Annotated in this window: 14 protein-coding genes; 5 read left to right on the top strand and 9 right to left on the bottom strand. The window is 61.6% G+C overall.

The window, feature by feature from the left end:
* Positions 1–10: 10 nt before the first annotated feature.
* On the bottom strand, positions 11–670 hold the full coding sequence (locus AKV04_RS14630) for a helix-turn-helix domain-containing protein (protein ID WP_054007136.1): 660 nt from the start codon (positions 668–670) through the stop codon (positions 11–13).
* A gap of 87 nt (positions 671–757) precedes the next feature.
* Between AKV04_RS14630 and AKV04_RS14625 the strand changes: the two genes are divergently transcribed.
* Positions 758–1,762 carry a GlxA family transcriptional regulator gene (locus AKV04_RS14625; protein WP_054007197.1) on the top strand — a complete coding sequence of 335 codons (1,005 nt, stop codon included), beginning with the start codon at positions 758–760 and terminating at the stop codon, positions 1,760–1,762.
* A 74-nt stretch (positions 1,763–1,836) separates the two neighbouring features.
* Here AKV04_RS14625 and AKV04_RS14620 read toward each other — a convergent pair whose 3' ends face one another.
* From AKV04_RS14620 to AKV04_RS26225, 5 genes are all read right to left on the bottom strand, one after another.
* The gene (locus AKV04_RS14620; protein WP_054007135.1) at positions 1,837–2,400 is read right to left on the bottom strand and encodes a sarcosine oxidase subunit gamma; all 564 of its coding nucleotides are present in this window, start codon (positions 2,398–2,400) and stop codon (positions 1,837–1,839) included.
* Positions 2,393–5,290, bottom strand: a complete 2,898-nt coding sequence (locus AKV04_RS14615; protein ID WP_054007134.1) for a sarcosine oxidase subunit alpha family protein — start codon at positions 5,288–5,290, stop codon at positions 2,393–2,395. Before AKV04_RS14615 ends, AKV04_RS14620 begins: the two co-directional genes overlap by 8 nt.
* Positions 5,287–5,574: a sarcosine oxidase subunit delta gene (locus tag AKV04_RS14610; RefSeq protein ID WP_054007133.1), complete on the bottom strand. Its 288-nt coding sequence runs from the start codon at positions 5,572–5,574 to the stop codon at positions 5,287–5,289. Before AKV04_RS14610 ends, AKV04_RS14615 begins: the two co-directional genes overlap by 4 nt.
* Before the next feature lie 9 nt (positions 5,575–5,583).
* Complete coding sequence (locus AKV04_RS14605) at positions 5,584–6,834, bottom strand: sarcosine oxidase subunit beta family protein (RefSeq protein WP_054007132.1); 1,251 nt, start codon at positions 6,832–6,834, stop codon at positions 5,584–5,586.
* A gap of 85 nt (positions 6,835–6,919) precedes the next feature.
* A complete protein-coding gene (locus AKV04_RS26225; RefSeq protein ID WP_156317553.1) occupies positions 6,920–7,762 on the bottom strand; it encodes an EamA family transporter in 843 nt (280 codons plus the stop codon).
* A 120-nt stretch (positions 7,763–7,882) separates the two neighbouring features.
* On the opposite strand from AKV04_RS26225, the gene AKV04_RS14595 reads away from it, so the two are divergent.
* Together AKV04_RS14595 and AKV04_RS14590 are read left to right on the top strand one after the other, a co-directional pair.
* A complete protein-coding gene (locus AKV04_RS14595; protein WP_054007130.1) occupies positions 7,883–10,252 on the top strand; it encodes a DUF1989 domain-containing protein in 2,370 nt (789 codons plus the stop codon).
* A 9-nt stretch (positions 10,253–10,261) separates the two neighbouring features.
* Entirely contained in the window at positions 10,262–10,663 is a 402-nt protein-coding gene (locus AKV04_RS14590) for a group II truncated hemoglobin (protein WP_054007129.1), read from the top strand.
* A 651-nt stretch (positions 10,664–11,314) separates the two neighbouring features.
* On the opposite strand, the gene AKV04_RS14585 is transcribed toward AKV04_RS14590, so the two are convergent.
* Positions 11,315–12,169 (bottom strand): ParB/RepB/Spo0J family partition protein, encoded by an 855-nt coding sequence (locus AKV04_RS14585; RefSeq protein WP_054007128.1) that lies wholly within the window; start codon positions 12,167–12,169, stop codon positions 11,315–11,317.
* Positions 12,170–12,244: 75 nt separating this feature from the next.
* Positions 12,245–13,159 (bottom strand): 2-hydroxyacid dehydrogenase, encoded by a 915-nt coding sequence (locus AKV04_RS14580; protein WP_054007127.1) that lies wholly within the window; start codon positions 13,157–13,159, stop codon positions 12,245–12,247.
* Positions 13,160–13,231: 72 nt separating this feature from the next.
* On the opposite strand from AKV04_RS14580, the gene AKV04_RS14575 reads away from it, so the two are divergent.
* Together AKV04_RS14575 and AKV04_RS14570 are read left to right on the top strand one after the other, a co-directional pair.
* Positions 13,232–13,981 carry an SDR family oxidoreductase gene (locus AKV04_RS14575; RefSeq protein ID WP_054007126.1) on the top strand — a complete coding sequence of 250 codons (750 nt, stop codon included), beginning with the start codon at positions 13,232–13,234 and terminating at the stop codon, positions 13,979–13,981.
* 17 nt (positions 13,982–13,998) lie between these two features.
* A complete protein-coding gene (locus AKV04_RS14570) occupies positions 13,999–14,523 on the top strand; it encodes a gluconokinase (protein WP_215905432.1) in 525 nt (174 codons plus the stop codon).
* Positions 14,524–14,714: 191 nt separating this feature from the next.
* Here the strand turns inward: AKV04_RS14570 and AKV04_RS14565 are convergent, their stop codons facing one another.
* Positions 14,715–15,659 (bottom strand): LysR substrate-binding domain-containing protein, encoded by a 945-nt coding sequence (locus AKV04_RS14565; protein WP_054007125.1) that lies wholly within the window; start codon positions 15,657–15,659, stop codon positions 14,715–14,717.
* Positions 15,660–15,685 lie beyond the last annotated feature (26 nt).

The raw sequence follows: 15,685 nt of genomic DNA, 5'->3' as shown, positions 1-15,685 counted from the left end.
GCAAAGCGCCTTACGCCTGTTTGTAAGAAATCACCGACAGATAGCGGGCCGGAAGTTTCACCAGAACCTCTGGCCCATGCTGGGCGTCGGCGTCAAAGAACAAGCTATCCCCCGGTTTCAGATGGAAAAGCTGATCGCCATGCCGATATTCGACCTCTCCCTCCAGCATATAGAGCAGTTCGATTCCGTCGTGCTGGAAAGCCGGGAAGGTGTCGGATTCGGTGGTGAGGGTGATCAGATAGGGTTCAACCAAAACACCCGAATCATTCGATCCGATATGGCCCAAAAGGTGGTATTGATGGCCTGCGCGGGTGCCACGCCGCTCAATTTCAATGTGGTCGCCGGCCTTGACATGCTGCACTTCGCGGCGTTCTTCAAAGCCGCGAAAGAACGAGGTGACCGGGGTGGAAAACGCGTGTGACAGGATTTGCAGGGTGGTCAGCGAGGGCGATGTGATGCCGTTTTCGATCTTTGACAGCATCCCAATCGACAGTCCGGTGACGCCTGCCAAATCGGCCACCGTCATGCCCTGCGCACGGCGGAAAGCCCGGACCGAGCGGCCAATCGCCATCTCCAGATTGCGCTCGGACAACTCGCGCACCCGGTGCGGATCTTGGTCAAACGCCGGTTTCGAACGTGGCAGGTTGGGTTCGTCAGCTTCGATGTCCATCAATAAGGCTCCATCCGCTATGACACTTGCTCTTGTTTACTACCGTGAAACAGATTCTCACTCAACAGAAAATTCCCGACGATGAATATGCACCGCGATACCGCTGCGACTTTGGGGTTTTTGCTGTTCCCTGGCTTTCCGATGGCCTGTTTGACTTCGGCGATCGAACCCTTACGGGCGGCGAATGAAATCACTGGGCGGAAAGAGTTCAGCTGGAAGCTGATCGGCGAGGCGGCAAGCCCGATCCGCTCATCAGCCGAGGTGCGGTTTGACCCGGATGTGACGTTGAGTGATGCGGTGGGCTTGGATTACCTGTTTTTCCTCTCAGCCCCGACCGCGCAGTTTCAGAACCCCAAGCGCGGCAATGCGCAGGTGCGTTGGCTGGATCGTTCCGGCGTGGTGCTGGGCGGATTTTCCGGCGGGATCTTTCCACTGGTGCGCTCGGGCGTGATGGAGCGCCATGCGGTGTCGGTGCATTGGTGCTATGAGGCGGCGTTTAAGACCGAGTTTCCCGACACAGTGGCGTCACAGGCGGTGATCCTGCGGGATCGGCGGCGCTATACGGCGTCGGGCGCGGGCGCGGTGTTCGATCTGATGCTGCGGCTGATCGAGGAGCGGTTGGGCCGTGATACGATGACAGAGGTGGCCTGCTGGTTTCAGCATCCGTTTGTGCGCACCGAAGATGCGGCGCAGAAGGTGCCGGTGCAAAAGCAGGGCGGCACCGATGATCTGCTGCCAGATACGGTCCGCGCGGCGATTGCGATTTTTGGCGAGAATATCGAAGACCCGTTGCAGATCGCTGACGTGGCCGAGGCTTTGGCGATGTCAGAGCGGCATCTGGAGCGCTGCTTCAAGCAGGCGACGGGGCAAAGCCCGCTGAAATACTACCGCCTGATGCGGCTGCGCAAAGCCCGGCAGCGGGTGCTGTATTCCACGCAAAGCATCCGCGAGATCGCGCAATCGGTCGGCTATGCCAGCTCGACGCCGATGACCAAGCATTACGCTGAAGCGTTTGGCGTCAATCCGAATGACGAGCGCCGTAGGTTGGTCGGCCTGCGGGGACTGGCAGGGGCGATGCCACCGAACGACTAGGGCGTGATTTGCGCAAAGGGCGGGGGATTACGCATCCCCCGCCCCCCCCTCTCGGATAAAGTTCTGCAGCCCGATCAGAACGCGGATTTCGCCGCGGTCGTCAGTGCATGATGCAGGCTGTGGGCGGATGAGCGCGGGCCAATAATGGAGACTTCGACATCGCTGCGGCGCACCACATAGCAGCCTAAGTGGTCGATCACAGTGCGGGTGGCGGCCCCTACCCCGGCGCGGCCCAGATCATAGTTGCACAGCCGTTCAAACAGCGCGGGCAGGTCGGCGGCGGTGAGGTCAAAGCGCACCCAGGCGTCGGTCTGCTCGGTGATCGAAGCCGCCTCGCCGAAGATCGGTTTCAGGATAGCGCTGATGTCTTCATGCGTGGCGAAGGGGGCCTCAATCATCCATTGCTCGGGGCCGAGCCAGATTGCGCTGTAGGTCGCGGCAGCTTGTGATCGACCGGGGCCGGGCAGCGGGATGCCTGCGGTTTGGGCGGCGCCTGCCACTTCGGCTTCGCGGCCCCTACGGGACGCCAGCGAGGCAAGCGCAGTGCCTACGTTCTCAATGATCGTCACCGCGCCGATGATTTCGGTGATCGGTTTGTCATGACCCAACGGGGTGAGGGATTTCAATGGATTAGCCACGGAGACGCTCCCCCTCAGGATCAAAGAAATGCGGACTGATGATTTCGACTTCGACATCGGTTTTCGCCAGCAGGTTGACGCTGCGCATCCGCTCGCCCTTGCGATTATCGCCGGATTTCAGATAGCCGAGGCCGATGGAATGGCCCAGATGCGGCGAATAGACCACCGAGGTGAGCCAGCCGCCATCATTCGCCGCCACCGCTTCGGCACCTTTGGCCAAGAAATGCGCACCTGCGGTGAGGGCATCGCTTGGGTTAACCGGTTTGACGCCGACAAGGCGGTAGCCATTGGGCGCGGTCATGCCCTCGCGTTGGCTTAGCACCATGCCGATACTGTCTTTCTTGCGCGACACCATTTTGCCAAGGCCCATGTTCAGCGCCGAAGATTGACCGTTCAGCTCATTGCCCGCGACATGGCCCTTCTCAACCCGCATTACGCCCAAAGCTTCGGTGCCGTAAACCACCGCGTCAAACTCGCGCCCAGCTTCAACCAAAGCCCGGATCATCGCGTCGCCATAGCGGGTCGGCACCGCGATTTCATAGGCGCGTTCGCCCGAGAAGCTGATGCGGAACAGCCGCGCGCGAGTGCCTTGCACGGTGATATTGCCGCAAGCCATGTAGGGGAAGGCGGCGTCAGAGATATCCTGATCGACCAGTTTTTCCAGAAGTTTCCGCGCGTTGGGGCCTGCGACGGAATACTGCGCCCAAGCCTCAGTCGTCGATATCAGTTGCACATCCAGATCAGGCCACAGCACTTGGCGACAGTACTCCAGATGGCGGAACACCGGTACGGCATTGGCGGTGGTGGTGGTCATCACATATTCGTTTTGCCCCATCCGCGCCGTGGTGCCATCGTCCATCACCATGCCATCTTCGCGCAGCATCAACCCGTAGCGGACCTTGCCGACAGCCAGACTGCCGAAGGTGTTGGCGTAGACGCGATCCAGAAACAGGCCCGCATCGGTGCCTTGGATGTCGATTTTTCCCAAGGTGGTCACGTCGCAGATGCCCGCCGATTTGCGGGTTTGCAGCACCTCACGGTCGACGGATTGCCGCCATGTGGTCTCGCCCGGGCGGGGCAGCCATTGCGCGCGCAGCCAGTAGCCGACCTCGACAAAGATTGCCCCCTGCTCGGTGGCCCATTTATGGCTGGGCGCGTGGCGGGTGGGTTTGAAATCATGGCCGCGCGCTCGCCCCCCGAGTGCGCCCATCGCGACGGGCGTATAGGGCGGGCGGTAAATCGTGGTGCCGGTTTGTGGGATGGTCTTGCCGGTCAGTTCGGCCATCACCGCAAGGCCCAGCACATTGCCGGTTTTGCCTTGGTCGGTCGCCATGCCGAGGGTGGTATAGCGTTTCAGGTGTTCGACCGAGACGAAACCTTCCTGCTTGGCCAGCTTCACATCTTTGACCGTCACGTCGTTCTGCTGATCGACCCAGGCGCGGCCCTTGCCGGAATGGACATACCATGCGGGGGACAGGTTGAGGGGTGCGTCTTCGGCCTTTGGCACATCGGCACTGGCTTTGATGCCAAGGTCGGCGAGTATGGCCACGGCTTGCTCAGCCCCAGTGGTGAGGGCAGCATGGGTGGACATGGCACCCGCCGCAGCGCCCACGCAGGACAGGCCCGCGATGCTTTCCGGCGCGGGGAGGAAGGCGGCGATACTGTCATCCCAGATCGGACGGCCGCGATGGTTCGAGGCGATGTTGAGGTTGGGGTTCCAGCCGCCCGAGACGCCGAGGGCGCTGACTTGCAGGGTTTCGGTTTGGCCGTTGCCACGCCGGACCGTGATAGATTTCAGGCCCAAGCGGCCTGCGGAATCAATGACTTCATCGCCTTTGCGGGCGTCGATCAGGGTGACATCAAGGCCCTTGGCTTTCAGATCAGAAACCGTGCGCAGGCCATCGTCGTTGTTGGTGAACACAGCAACCTTTTCGCCCACCGCCACGCCCCAGCGGTTGGCATAGGCGCGCAAGGCACCCGCCAGCATGATGCCGGGGCGATCGTTGTTTTCAAACGCAATCGGGCGCTCGGTTGCTCCGGCGGCGAGGATGGCGCGAGCGGTATAGATGCGCCACAGGATTTGCCGGGGTTTACCGGGAAGCGGCTGCGCGAGATGGTCCGAGACACGTTCAACCGCGCCATAGATGCCGTGATCGAAAGCGCCGATCACGGTTGTGCGAGTCATCAGGCGGACATTCGGCAGGGCTGCGAGTTCCAGCACGGTTTTCGCCGCCCAATCCGCCCCGGCAACGCCGCCGATCTCCAGCGTTTCGGCGTTCAGTCTGCCCCCCATGCAGAAATCTTCATCGGCGAGGATCACCCGCGCCCCTGCCCGTCCGGCGGTCAAAGCGGCGGAAAGACCCGCGGGGCCAGCACCGATGATCAGCAGGTCGCAGTGCAGGAAGCCTTTGTCGTAATCATCAGGGTCGTCTTGCTTGGACAGGCTGCCAAGGCCCGCAGCGCGGCGGATGATGGGTTCGTAAATCTTTTCCCAGAACGCGGCCGGCCACATGAAGGTTTTGTAGTAGAAGCCTGCCGCGAAGAACGGCGACAGGCGGTCGTTGATCGCCATCGCGTCAAATTTGAGGCTCGGCCAGCGATTCTGGCTTTGTGCACTGAGGCCATCGAACAACTCAATCACCGTCGCCCGCGTGTTGGGTTCTTGCCGCGCGCCGGTGCGCAACTCGACAATCGCGTTAGGCTCCTCGGACCCCGCCGAAATCACCCCGCGCGGGCGGTGGTATTTGAAACTGCGGCCCATCAGGCGGACGTTATTGGCCAGCAATGCCGAGGCTAAAGTATCGCCGGGATGGCCATTGTAGGAAACGCCATCAAAGCTGAAGCGCAGGGTTTTGCTGCGGTCGATCTGACCGCCAGAGATACGGCTCATTTGCTGCGACCTTCTGTGCGGGCCACGTCGCGGGCCAGTTCTACGGCGGTGATTTCGTGGGTCACGGTGTTGCGGGTGACGACCAGCCAAGAGCGGTCGCCCTGTTCGTGATACCAGAGTTCGCGATGCGTCCCGGCGGGGTTATCGCGCAAGTAGGTGTAATCAATGAACTTATCCAAAGCACCTTCGGCCATGCCATCCGGGCGGTGGATCAAAGCGGCATCGCCGAGGTAGACGAATTCTTGCGAATCCCGAGGCCCCAAAAGCGGATGATTGATGATCATAGTCTGCTCCTAGTGCAAATTCGGCTGGGCGCCCTGGCCCTTTTCGTCGATCATCAGGCCCTTGGCGAAACGATCAAATCGGTAGGCGGTGGCGGTGCTGTGCGGGATATCTTTGGCCAACAGATGTGCGAAGACAAAGCCGCTCGCAGGCGTCGCCTTGAAGCCGCCATAGCACCAACCGCCATTGAAATAGAGCCCGTCGATATGGGTCTTGTCGATGATCGGCGAGCCATCCATCGACATATCCATTATGCCGCCCCACATCCGCAGCAGGCGGGCGCGGCCAATCATTGGCATCAGCGACATGCCGCCTTCGGCCACATCCTCGACCACAGGCAGGTTGCCGCGTTGGGCGTAAGAGTTATAGCCGTCGATGTCGCCGCCAAACACCAAGCCGCCCTTGTCGGATTGGCTGACATAGAAATGCCCCGCGCCATAGGTGATCACGCCGTCGATCAGCGGCTTTAGCCCTTCGGATACAAAGGCTTGCAGCACATGGCTTTCCATCGGCAGGCGCATCCCCGCCCCGGCCATCACCTTGGAAGACGATCCAGCCACCGCCACGCCAACCTTTTTCGCACCAATGAACCCGCGCGAGGTGTCCACCCCCAGCACGCGGCCATTCTCAATCCGCATCCCCAAAACCTCGCAGTTCTGGATGATGTCCACGCCGCGACTGTCCGCCCCGCGCGCGTAGCCCCAAGCCACCGCATCATGCCGCACCGTGCCGCCACGCCGCTGCATCAAAGCGCCCTTGATCGGGAAGCGGGCGTTCTCAAAGTTCAGGAACGGATACATCGCCCGCACCTGATCCTTGTTCAACAACTCGGCATCCGCGCCGTGCATGATCATCGCAGTGCCGCGCCGGGTCGCCGCATCGCGCTGCGCATCGGTGTGGAACAGGTTGATGATGCCGCGCTGAGAAACCATGGCATTGTAGTTGAAGTCCTGCTCCAACCCCTCCCACAGCTTCATCGAGAATTCGTAGAACGGCTCGTTGCCATCCAGCAGGTAGTTCGAGCGGACAATCGTGGTATTTCGCCCCACGTTGCCACCGCCGATCCAGCCCTTTTCCAGCACCGCGATCCGCGCCTGTTTGAACTCCTTCGCCAGATAATAGGCGGTGGCCAATCCATGCCCGCCACCACCGACAATGATATAGTCATATGAGGCTTGCGGAGCCGGATCGCGCCACGCTGGTTTCCAGCCCTTATGCCCGGTCAAAGCCTCGGCAATCACCCTAAAACCCGAATAGCGCATGTGGTGTTCCTATGTCCTGCTGAGGCTGAATATGGCGCGAAGTTGCGGGTGGTGTGCTTTCATTCCCGACAAGCAGCCCTTCGTTTCAGACAAGGCCCAACGCGGCGATGCCTGCAAAGACAATCACTGCGCCAAACCATTGCAGCGGCTTCATGGCCTCAGCCAGAAAGCGCCACGCCAGCACGATGGTGACAATACCGAAGATCGACGCGGCCACCGAGGCGAACTCGGGCCGCGCAAACCCGCCCGCAATGGTCACGGCGGTCAGCGCGGTGACATCCAAGGCCCCCATCAACGCAAGCTGCGGCAAGAATATAAAAGCGAATTTTAGATCAATGCGTTGCATGACGACCCACATCAGCATCGCGCCACAAGCTGCGAGCCGTGCCACCAATGAAACTGGCAAATCCGCTCCCTGCTCTGCCGCCCATTGCAGCAGACCGAATGTGGCGGCAAAGCTGACGCAGGCCAGCAGTGACCACGCCACGGCGGCCCGCATGTTGCCCGCAGTACCATCGTCTTCTCCCCGTGCCACGATGGCAATACCACCCACCACAGCAGCCACGCCCAGCCAGACAAGCGGCCCCGCCTCGGCCCCGCGCACCACAGCGAAAGCGACCGAGAGCAGCGGAAATGCGCCGCAAATCGGCGCGACCAATCGTACCGGACCAATCGCAAACGCCCGATACAAGCCATAGCCCGCCAAGGCCGCCGCCAGACCCGCGGCCAGAGTCAACCGCAGCACTGGCGCGGTCAGTGTCGCCCAGCCGCCCGCGAAAATCGCCACAGGTGCCAGCAAAGCCGCCCCCACCACCAACACGATCAGATACAGCGCCGCCGCATCAGCTTTCGGCCCGATCTTGCGCACGGTGAAGTCATGCAGCCCCCACAGAAGCGCCGCCAAAAGTCCAAGCATCAGCGATTGCACAACATTCCTCCGGTTTGTGGCCTGCGGCAAACTAGCCGCGTAAAACTCTTGCGCAAATCCCTATCTGCGATATTCTTTAAAAGAAACAAATTTGCCGTGTATGCAAAAAGTGAGGCTCTGATGCTCGACTCATACCCGACTGTTCGCCCCGGCCCGCCGCGTCCCAGCCAGATTCTGACGCCCGAACCCTTTGGCGCGCGCGCAGGGTTGGAGAAGTTTGAGATTCCGGGCGGTGGCGCTTGGCTGATCGCCTTGGGCGCGGGCGACCGCGTGACGGTGATCAACCTTGAGGGCGGTCAGCGCGCCGAGTTGGTCGCTGCCGATGATCAAGGCCGGGTCGATCCGGGGATTCTGGGTGCCAGCGGCAATTCGGATGCGGCGGGGCTGAAGGCGCTGCTGGCGGCTGGCACCGCATCCGGCATGGTGGGATTGCGACTGGGGATCGAACGGCGCGGCATCAATCTTGCTGCGGCGCAAGCCATTGCCTGCTTTGGCGAAGCCTCGCCCGCCGGGGATGAGGAAAGCTTCACTGCCAGCCGCGACGGTGTGTTGATCATCGCCGCTCCGGGTGCCGCGATGCAGCCCGAGGCACAAGACACCGCCACCCCGATCGGCGTGCGGGTGCAGCGCTCCACCCTGCTCGGGATTAAGAAGTTTGAGCTGCCCGATCCGTTGGCAACCCCAGTGCTGGATCTGCGAGTGAAGTCGGCAACGGCGGAAAGTTATTTCGTCAAGGCTGGCGATTATATCCAGATCATTGACGTAGAAGGTCGCCAATGCACGGATTTTCAATGCTTTTCCGCCCGCAAGCTGGATAAGGGGCTGGAGCATCCGTTGGATGTGACCACCTCGCGCACACTGATGGGCCATGCCTATTCCATGCCCGGTCTGCACGCGAAATACTACGATCAGGATTGGCTGCCGCTGGTCGAGGTCATTCAGGACACCGTGGGCCGCCACGACGCCTTTGCGATGGCCTGTGCGGCAAAATACTATGACGACATCGGCTATCCCGGCCATGTCAACTGCTCGGACAATTTCAACGCTGTCCTCGCCCCGCACGGCGTCACCGCCCGCCCGGGTTGGATGGCGGTGAACCTGTTCTTCAACACCGCGATTGACGCGCATGGAGTGCTGGTCACCGACGAGCCGTGGTCGCGTCCCGGCGACTATGTTCTGCTGCGTGCTCTGACCGATCTGGTCTGCGTGAATTCCGCCTGCCCCGACGATACCTCACCCGCAAATGGTTGGTATCTCTCGGATATTCATGTGCGCACCTATGACGGTGCCGAAACTTTCCAGCGGTCCATCGCCTACCGCCCCACCCCGACATCGGAGCCTGTGATGACCAAAGAGACCGCTTTCCACGCCAAGATCGCCGAGAAAACCCGCAATCTGGTGGAATATAAGGGCTACTGGCTGCCCCAGACCTATGCCTCGAACGGCGCGATTGAGGAATACTGGGCCTGCCGCGAAAAGGCCGTGGTGATGGATCTGTCGCCGCTGCGCAAATTCGAAGTGACCGGCCCGGATGCCGAGGCGTTGCTGCACTATTGCCTGACGCGTGATGTGAAGAAGCTGTCGGTGGGTCAGGTGGTCTATTCCGCGATGTGCTACGAGCATGGCGGCATGATCGACGATGGCACGCTGTTCCGGCTGGGCAAGGATCAGTTCCGCTGGATTGGCGGCGATGATTACTCGGGGATTTGGCTGCGTGAGCAGGCTGAAAAGCTGGGTCTGAAGGTGATGGTGCGGAGTTCCACCGATCAGCTACACAATCTGGCGGTGCAGGGGCCGAACAGCCGCGAGATTATCAAGCGGATGGTTTGGACAGCGCCGCACCAGCCGACGATTGAAGAACTCGGCTGGTTCCGCCTGACGCCTGCGCGTCTGGGTGGGCCGAACGGCGTGCCGCTGGTGGTGTCGCGGACCGGTTATACCGGCGAGTTGGGCTTTGAGGTGTTCTGCCATCCGAAAGACGGGGCGGCGGTCTGGGATGCGGTGTGGGAGAATGGTGCCGATCAGGGCCTGCGGCCAATGGGCCTCGCGGCGTTGGATATGGTGCGGATTGAAGCCGGGTTGATCTTTGCGGGCTACGATTTCAGCGACCAGACCGATCCGTTCGAGGCTGGCATCGGCTTTACCGTGCCGTTGAAGTCGAAAACCGATGATTTCATCGGGCGCGACGCGCTGATCCGCCGCAAGGAAAACCCGCGCGACAAGTTTGTCGGGCTGGAGATTGATGCGGCGGTGGATGTTGGGCACGGCGACTGCATCCATATTGGTCGCGCGCAGATTGGGGTGGTGACTTCGGCGATGCGCTCACCTTTGCTGGGCAAGAATATCGCGCTCGCCCGCGTTGATATGGCCCATGCGGCGGTCGGAACGGCGGTTGAGGTCGGCAAACTCGACGGGCAGCAGAAACGGTTGCCTGCGGTGATTACCGCAACCTCGGCTTACGATCCGAAGAAAACCCGTCCGCAATCGTAGGGGGTGGGCATGTCCTCGGTGATCGATCGGATCGGTGGCGAGGCGGCGGTGCGGGCGCTGGTGGAGCGGTTCTATGATCTGATCGAGACCGTGCCCGAGGGGCGGCAGATCCTGCACCTGCATTTCCGGGGGCACGGGATTGCCCACGTCAGGGCCGCGCAGTTTGAGTTTCTGTGCGGCTTTCTGGGTGGGCGGCGGGATTATATGGAACGGGTGGGGGCGCTGAGTTTGAAGGAGCAGCACGCCCATGTTCCGATCCGGCCCGAGGATGCCGAGGATTGGCTGACTTTAATGGGGCAGGCTTTGCAGGACGTGGGGGTGGCCGAGCCGGTTAGGGGGCAGGTTTTCGGGGCCTTCCAGCGGGCCGCCCGGGCGCTGATCAACCGGGAGGCCGGCTCGGTTGCAGAGTAGTGTCCACGTGTGGACAGGGGGTTGAGGTTAGGAATTTCAAGGGGTTAGGTGGGGATCGTTAAGGGAATTTTAAGGTTTTATTGGTCCAACATCAGCCATATAGTGATCGGATCGCCGCTTGATCTTTTGACATGTGGAAGGTGCCGTAGCAGAATGCATTCTAAGGAATACACTGTAAGATTATTTTTGGCGCTAGTCGCACTTCAGCTGGCATTTCTATATATTGATACCTTCAATGTTTTTACGCATCTCCGCGACGGTCAAAGATATGTATTTCATTTTTTATCACATTACTTAACTCCACTCGCGTTTGGTGTTGGAATAATTCTTCAGATAATTGAGTGGATAAGTGCATGGCAGACCCCTAAAAAATGAATATTTCCTATTAGTGATCTATTTCATTTCCCGACAGGTCAGCGGCTCGCGGCTTTTCTTCAAACCAATCTGAAAACGCTCCTGCGGAGCGTTTTTTGGTTTGTTGCTCATAAGGCTGAAGGCCGTTGAGCAAGGGGCGTGGGGCAGCAGGCTTGTAATTGGGAAATCGGCGCGCGCCTGACTGGGTGGGCGCGAGGATCGCGCCTGCCCATGGGCAGGCAGGCGCGGCCCGATTTGTCGCGGGACAAATCGGGCAAGTGGAAGCGGTGTGAGGGGTTATTGGGGTTGGAAATAGCGCTCTATGTGATCCATCACGTCGTCGATCAGCGCGCCAGAGCGGGCTTCGGGGCCGCAGAAGCGCATGATCCAGCCGTCACCGGATTTTTCCCGTCTTATGGTTAATCCTTGCTTCAAATGCAGCAGGCGTCTGGGGCGGCCGGGGGTGGCGGCGGTGGCTTCCTCGGTGGGGTCTAGCGACTCGGACAGGATCGGCAGCAGGGCTTGCCATTGCGTGGGCAGGGCGGAGTGGCGGTGGTCGCGTAAGGTCAGGTGGATCAGCTCGGACAGGCCTGCGCGCAGGGCGGCGGAGAGGCGGTGCATTTGGCGGCCTGTCAGGCGTTCGGGGGTGGCGATGGCGTCTTCGAGCTCTTCGACGACCTCGGCGAAGCTGCGCAGGCGGGCGCGTTTTTGACGAGAGGCGGCGGCGTGCAGGGTTTGGGTGGCATTGTCTAGGGTGTCGAAGATACCGGCGCGGGAGGCGGCTAAGAGGGTGGCTCCCTTTTCCCAAGGGCTTGTCTCAGAACGGATTTCGTTCTCGGCTACCATATCGGCCATCGCGGCTGGGATGGTTTCCGGGGTGCGCAGGAAGGCTACGATTTCGGTGAAGCTGCCGTTTTGGCGTAAGGTGGCGAGGCGCTGTTGGGCGGTGAGGCGGCGCAAGCCGGAGATCAGGCCGTAGCGGTGGGTCTCGGTGGGTTGGCTTAGTTTCCAGACCTCGATGGGTTGGCGCAGGCCGGTGGTGGCGATGGAGGTGGTGAGCTCTTGCAGGGCGTCCTCATCCAGTTGGGTGCGGTCGCGCGGCAGGGCTTCTGGGTCGATCTCGGCGGTGGGGATGAGGATGTGGGGGGGCATGTTGCGCTCCGTTGCTTTGGGGGATTGGAGCGCGGTGTGGTTAAGATCGGGTGGCGGGTGCGGGCGGTGGGGGGCTCAGATCACCGGGGTGATGAGGGGGCGGTTGGCGAAATATGCTTCGAGGTTGTCGCGCATGAGTTGGCCCATGGCGCGGCGGGTTTGCAGGGTGGCGGAGGCGTGGTGGGGTTGCAGCAGGGTGTTTTTGAGGGGGAGGAAGCGGGGGTTGATCTGGGGTTCATTGTCGAACACGTCGAGGGCAGCTCCGGCGATTTGGTTTGTTTCTAGGGCGTGCAGGAGGGCGTTTTCGTCGATATTGGCGGCGCGGGAGATGTTGATCAGAAAGCCATCGGGGCCGAGGGCTTTGAGAGTTTCGGCGTTGATGATGTGGTGGGTCTCAGAGGTGGCTGCGGCGGTGACGATGAGGAAATCGGCGTGGGTGGCCAGCGCTTTGGCGTCGGGGATGTATTTGTAGGGCAAGGGTTTTTCGCTGCGGGCGGAATAGGCGATGTCCATGCCGAAGCCGGTGAGGCGGGTGGCTACGTCTTGGCCGATGCGGCCCATGCCGAGGATGCCGGCTTTGGCACCCCAGACGCGGCGCTGGAGGGGAAAGCTGGCGGTGGCCCATGCGCCGGAGCGGGCGTGGCGCTCGGCGGCTGGGATCTGGCGTGCGATGGCGAGCATCATGCCTACGGCGAGATCGGCGCAGTCTCCGGTTAAGACGTCGGGGGTGTTGGTGACTTGGATGTTGCGCTCTGCGCAGAGGGAGAGGTCGATGGCATCGTAACCGACGCCGTAGATGGCGATGAGTTTGAGGTTGGGGCAGGCTTGGATCACTTCGCTGGCGACCCCTGCCCCGCCGTTGGTGGCGATGGCTTCGATCAGGCCGAAATCGGGGTTTTGGTCGAGGTGGTGGACGGTGTAGGCGGCGTCGAGGGCGGTTTGGTCCGATGCGGGGTAGCTGGCGATCTGGAGGATGTGGGGTTTGGGCATTTTGGCCTCCGGTTGACAGCAGGGGTTTGCGCTACCTAACTGGGGCGCGGGCGGGGTGTCGAGGGGGAACGGATGGGGCTGTTTGATCTGACGGGCAAGCGCGCGCTGATCACCGGGGCGTCGCAGGGCATTGGGCTGGCGCTGGCAAAGGGGCTGGCGGAGGCAGGGGCTGCGGTGGTGCTGAACGGGCGGGATGCGGGGCGGCTGGAAGCCGCTGTCGCGCAGGTGTCGGGCGCGCGCGGGTTGGCGTTTGATGTGACGGATTACAAGGCTGCGCGGGCGGCGGTGGATGGGTTTGAGGCCGAGGTGGGGGCGATTGATATTCTGGTGAACAATGCCGGGATGCAGCATCGCGGGGCCTTGGAAGACTTCCCGGAGGAAGTGTTTCAGCGCCTGTTGCAGACGAATATTGCCAGCGTTTTCAATGTCGGGCAGGCCTGCGCGCGGCATATGATCCGCCGGGGCGCGGGGAAGATCATCAACATCGCCTCGGTGCAGACGGCTTTGGCGCGGCCGGGGATCGCGCCTTATACCGCGACCAAGGGGGCGGTGGGGAACCTGACCAAAGGCATGGCCGTCGATTGGGCGCGGCATGGGTTGCAATGCAATGCGATTGCGCCGGGGTATTTTGATACGCCTTTGAATGCGGCACTGGTCGCGGACCCGGCATTTACCGAATGGTTGGAAAAGCGCACGCCTGCCGGGCGTTGGGGACGGGTCGAGGAACTGGTGGGGGCTTGCGTGTTTCTTGCCTCGGCGGCGTCGAGTTTCGTGAATGGGCAGTGTTTGTATGTCGATGGCGGGATTACCACCAGTTTGTGAGGCGGGGGTGAGGGCTGATGAAGATCGTTCTGATGGGGGTGGCGGGGTGCGGGAAATCCTCGGTCGGAGTGGTGTTGGGGGAGGCACTGGCCCTGCCCTACCGCGATGGCGATGATCTGCATCCGGCAGAGAATATCGCCAAGATGAGCCGGGGCGAGGCTTTGACGGATGCGGACCGCTGGCCTTGGCTGGCGCTGGTGGGGCAGGCTTTGCGCGCGCCGGGGATTATCGGTTGCTCGGCTTTGAAGCGGTCGTATCGGGAGTTGATCGACGCGGAGGCGGGTGGCGGCGTGGTGTTTGTGCATCTCTCGGGATCGCGGGCGGTGATTGAAGGCCGGATGCGAGGGCGGACGGGGCATTTCATGCCGCCTGCTTTGCTCGACAGCCAGTTTGCGACTTTGGAGGTGCCCGCGCCGGATGAGCAGGCCGTGGTCGTGGATATTGATCAGCCGCTGCAGGCTGTGGTGGCGGAGATTGTTCGGAAGCTTAAGCGTCTTGGGCTGGCGGCTGGGGGCTCTCCCCCAGACCCCGAGGATATTTAAGCCAATGTGAAAGCAAATTTGAGTTAAATTTTATGGGCTTGGTTGGAGCTTAAGCATTGACCTCTCCTGCTCTCCCCCCTTGGTGCTTTCATCTTGGCGAAAATACTCCACGGGGGTCCGGGGGTGTGAAACCCCCGGTGTTGGCGGCTTGGTGCGTAGCGTACAAGAAAATCTTGACCACGCTGACGGAGTCATAAAGTCACCATATTCTGAATCTCCCTTGCCAGCCTTGCGGCCACCGGCGGCAGGATGCTGCCTGCGCGGGTGACGAGGCCGAAGGGTTCGACCTCGATGCCGAGATCAATCGCGAGTTCGGTGTAGGGGGCGTCGGGGTGGGCGGAGAAGCTGGTGACCACGGCGCGGGCGAGCGGGGCGATGGCGTTGGATTGTTGGATCAGCGCGAAGATTAACAGGAAGGATGCGGTGGAGAGGCGCTGCGGTGGACTGGGCATGCCGCTGGCGCGCAGGCGGGCGTGGACGGCGCGCGACAGCAGCGAGTCTGGCGGCGGCATCACCCAATCGTAGGACATCAGGTCTGTCGGTGTGGGGTTGGGGTGATTGGCAAGCGGGTGGCCTTTGCGCACGACGAGGCTGACGGGTTCGGTGGCGATGGGGGTCAGGGTGAACAGATCGCGGGTCGGGCCTTCGGGAAGGCGACCTATGACGAAATCCAGGCGTCCGGCAAGGAGTTGTTCGCAGAGCAGGTCCGAGGGCGAGACGACGACCTCAACCGTCACCAGCGGCGCGGTGAGGCGGGCGTTGCGCAAAGTCGGCAACACGCGGTCGATGGCGGGGCCGGTGACGGAACCGATGCGGACATGGCCGGTGCTGCCAGAGGCCACTTCGGTCATATCGCGGGCGGCGTCGCGCAGCTCCATCTGGATGCGTTGGGCGCGGGCGGCGAGGGCTTGGCCTACGGCGGTGAGGGACATGCCGCGTCCGGTGCGGTGGTGAACCGGTTGGCCGACGATGCGTTCCACCTCGGATAGCAGGCGCGAGGCGGCGGGTTGGGTGGTGCCGATCTGACCTGCGGCGAGGCTGATCTGTCCCGTGTCGGCCAAGGCGGCCAGCAGGCGCAAATGGCTCAGTTTCAGGCCGCGTTGGGCCAGAAGATCGGCGCTGAGGGGCTTTGGCATATCAATACCGCCATATGTCTATACGA

Origin of the sequence: Cypionkella psychrotolerans, assembly GCF_001294535.1 — a bacterium.
In the GTDB taxonomy this organism is placed as follows: Bacteria; Pseudomonadota; Alphaproteobacteria; order Rhodobacterales; family Rhodobacteraceae; genus Cypionkella; species Cypionkella psychrotolerans.
This window is presented reverse-complemented; position numbering and strand designations above follow the sequence as displayed.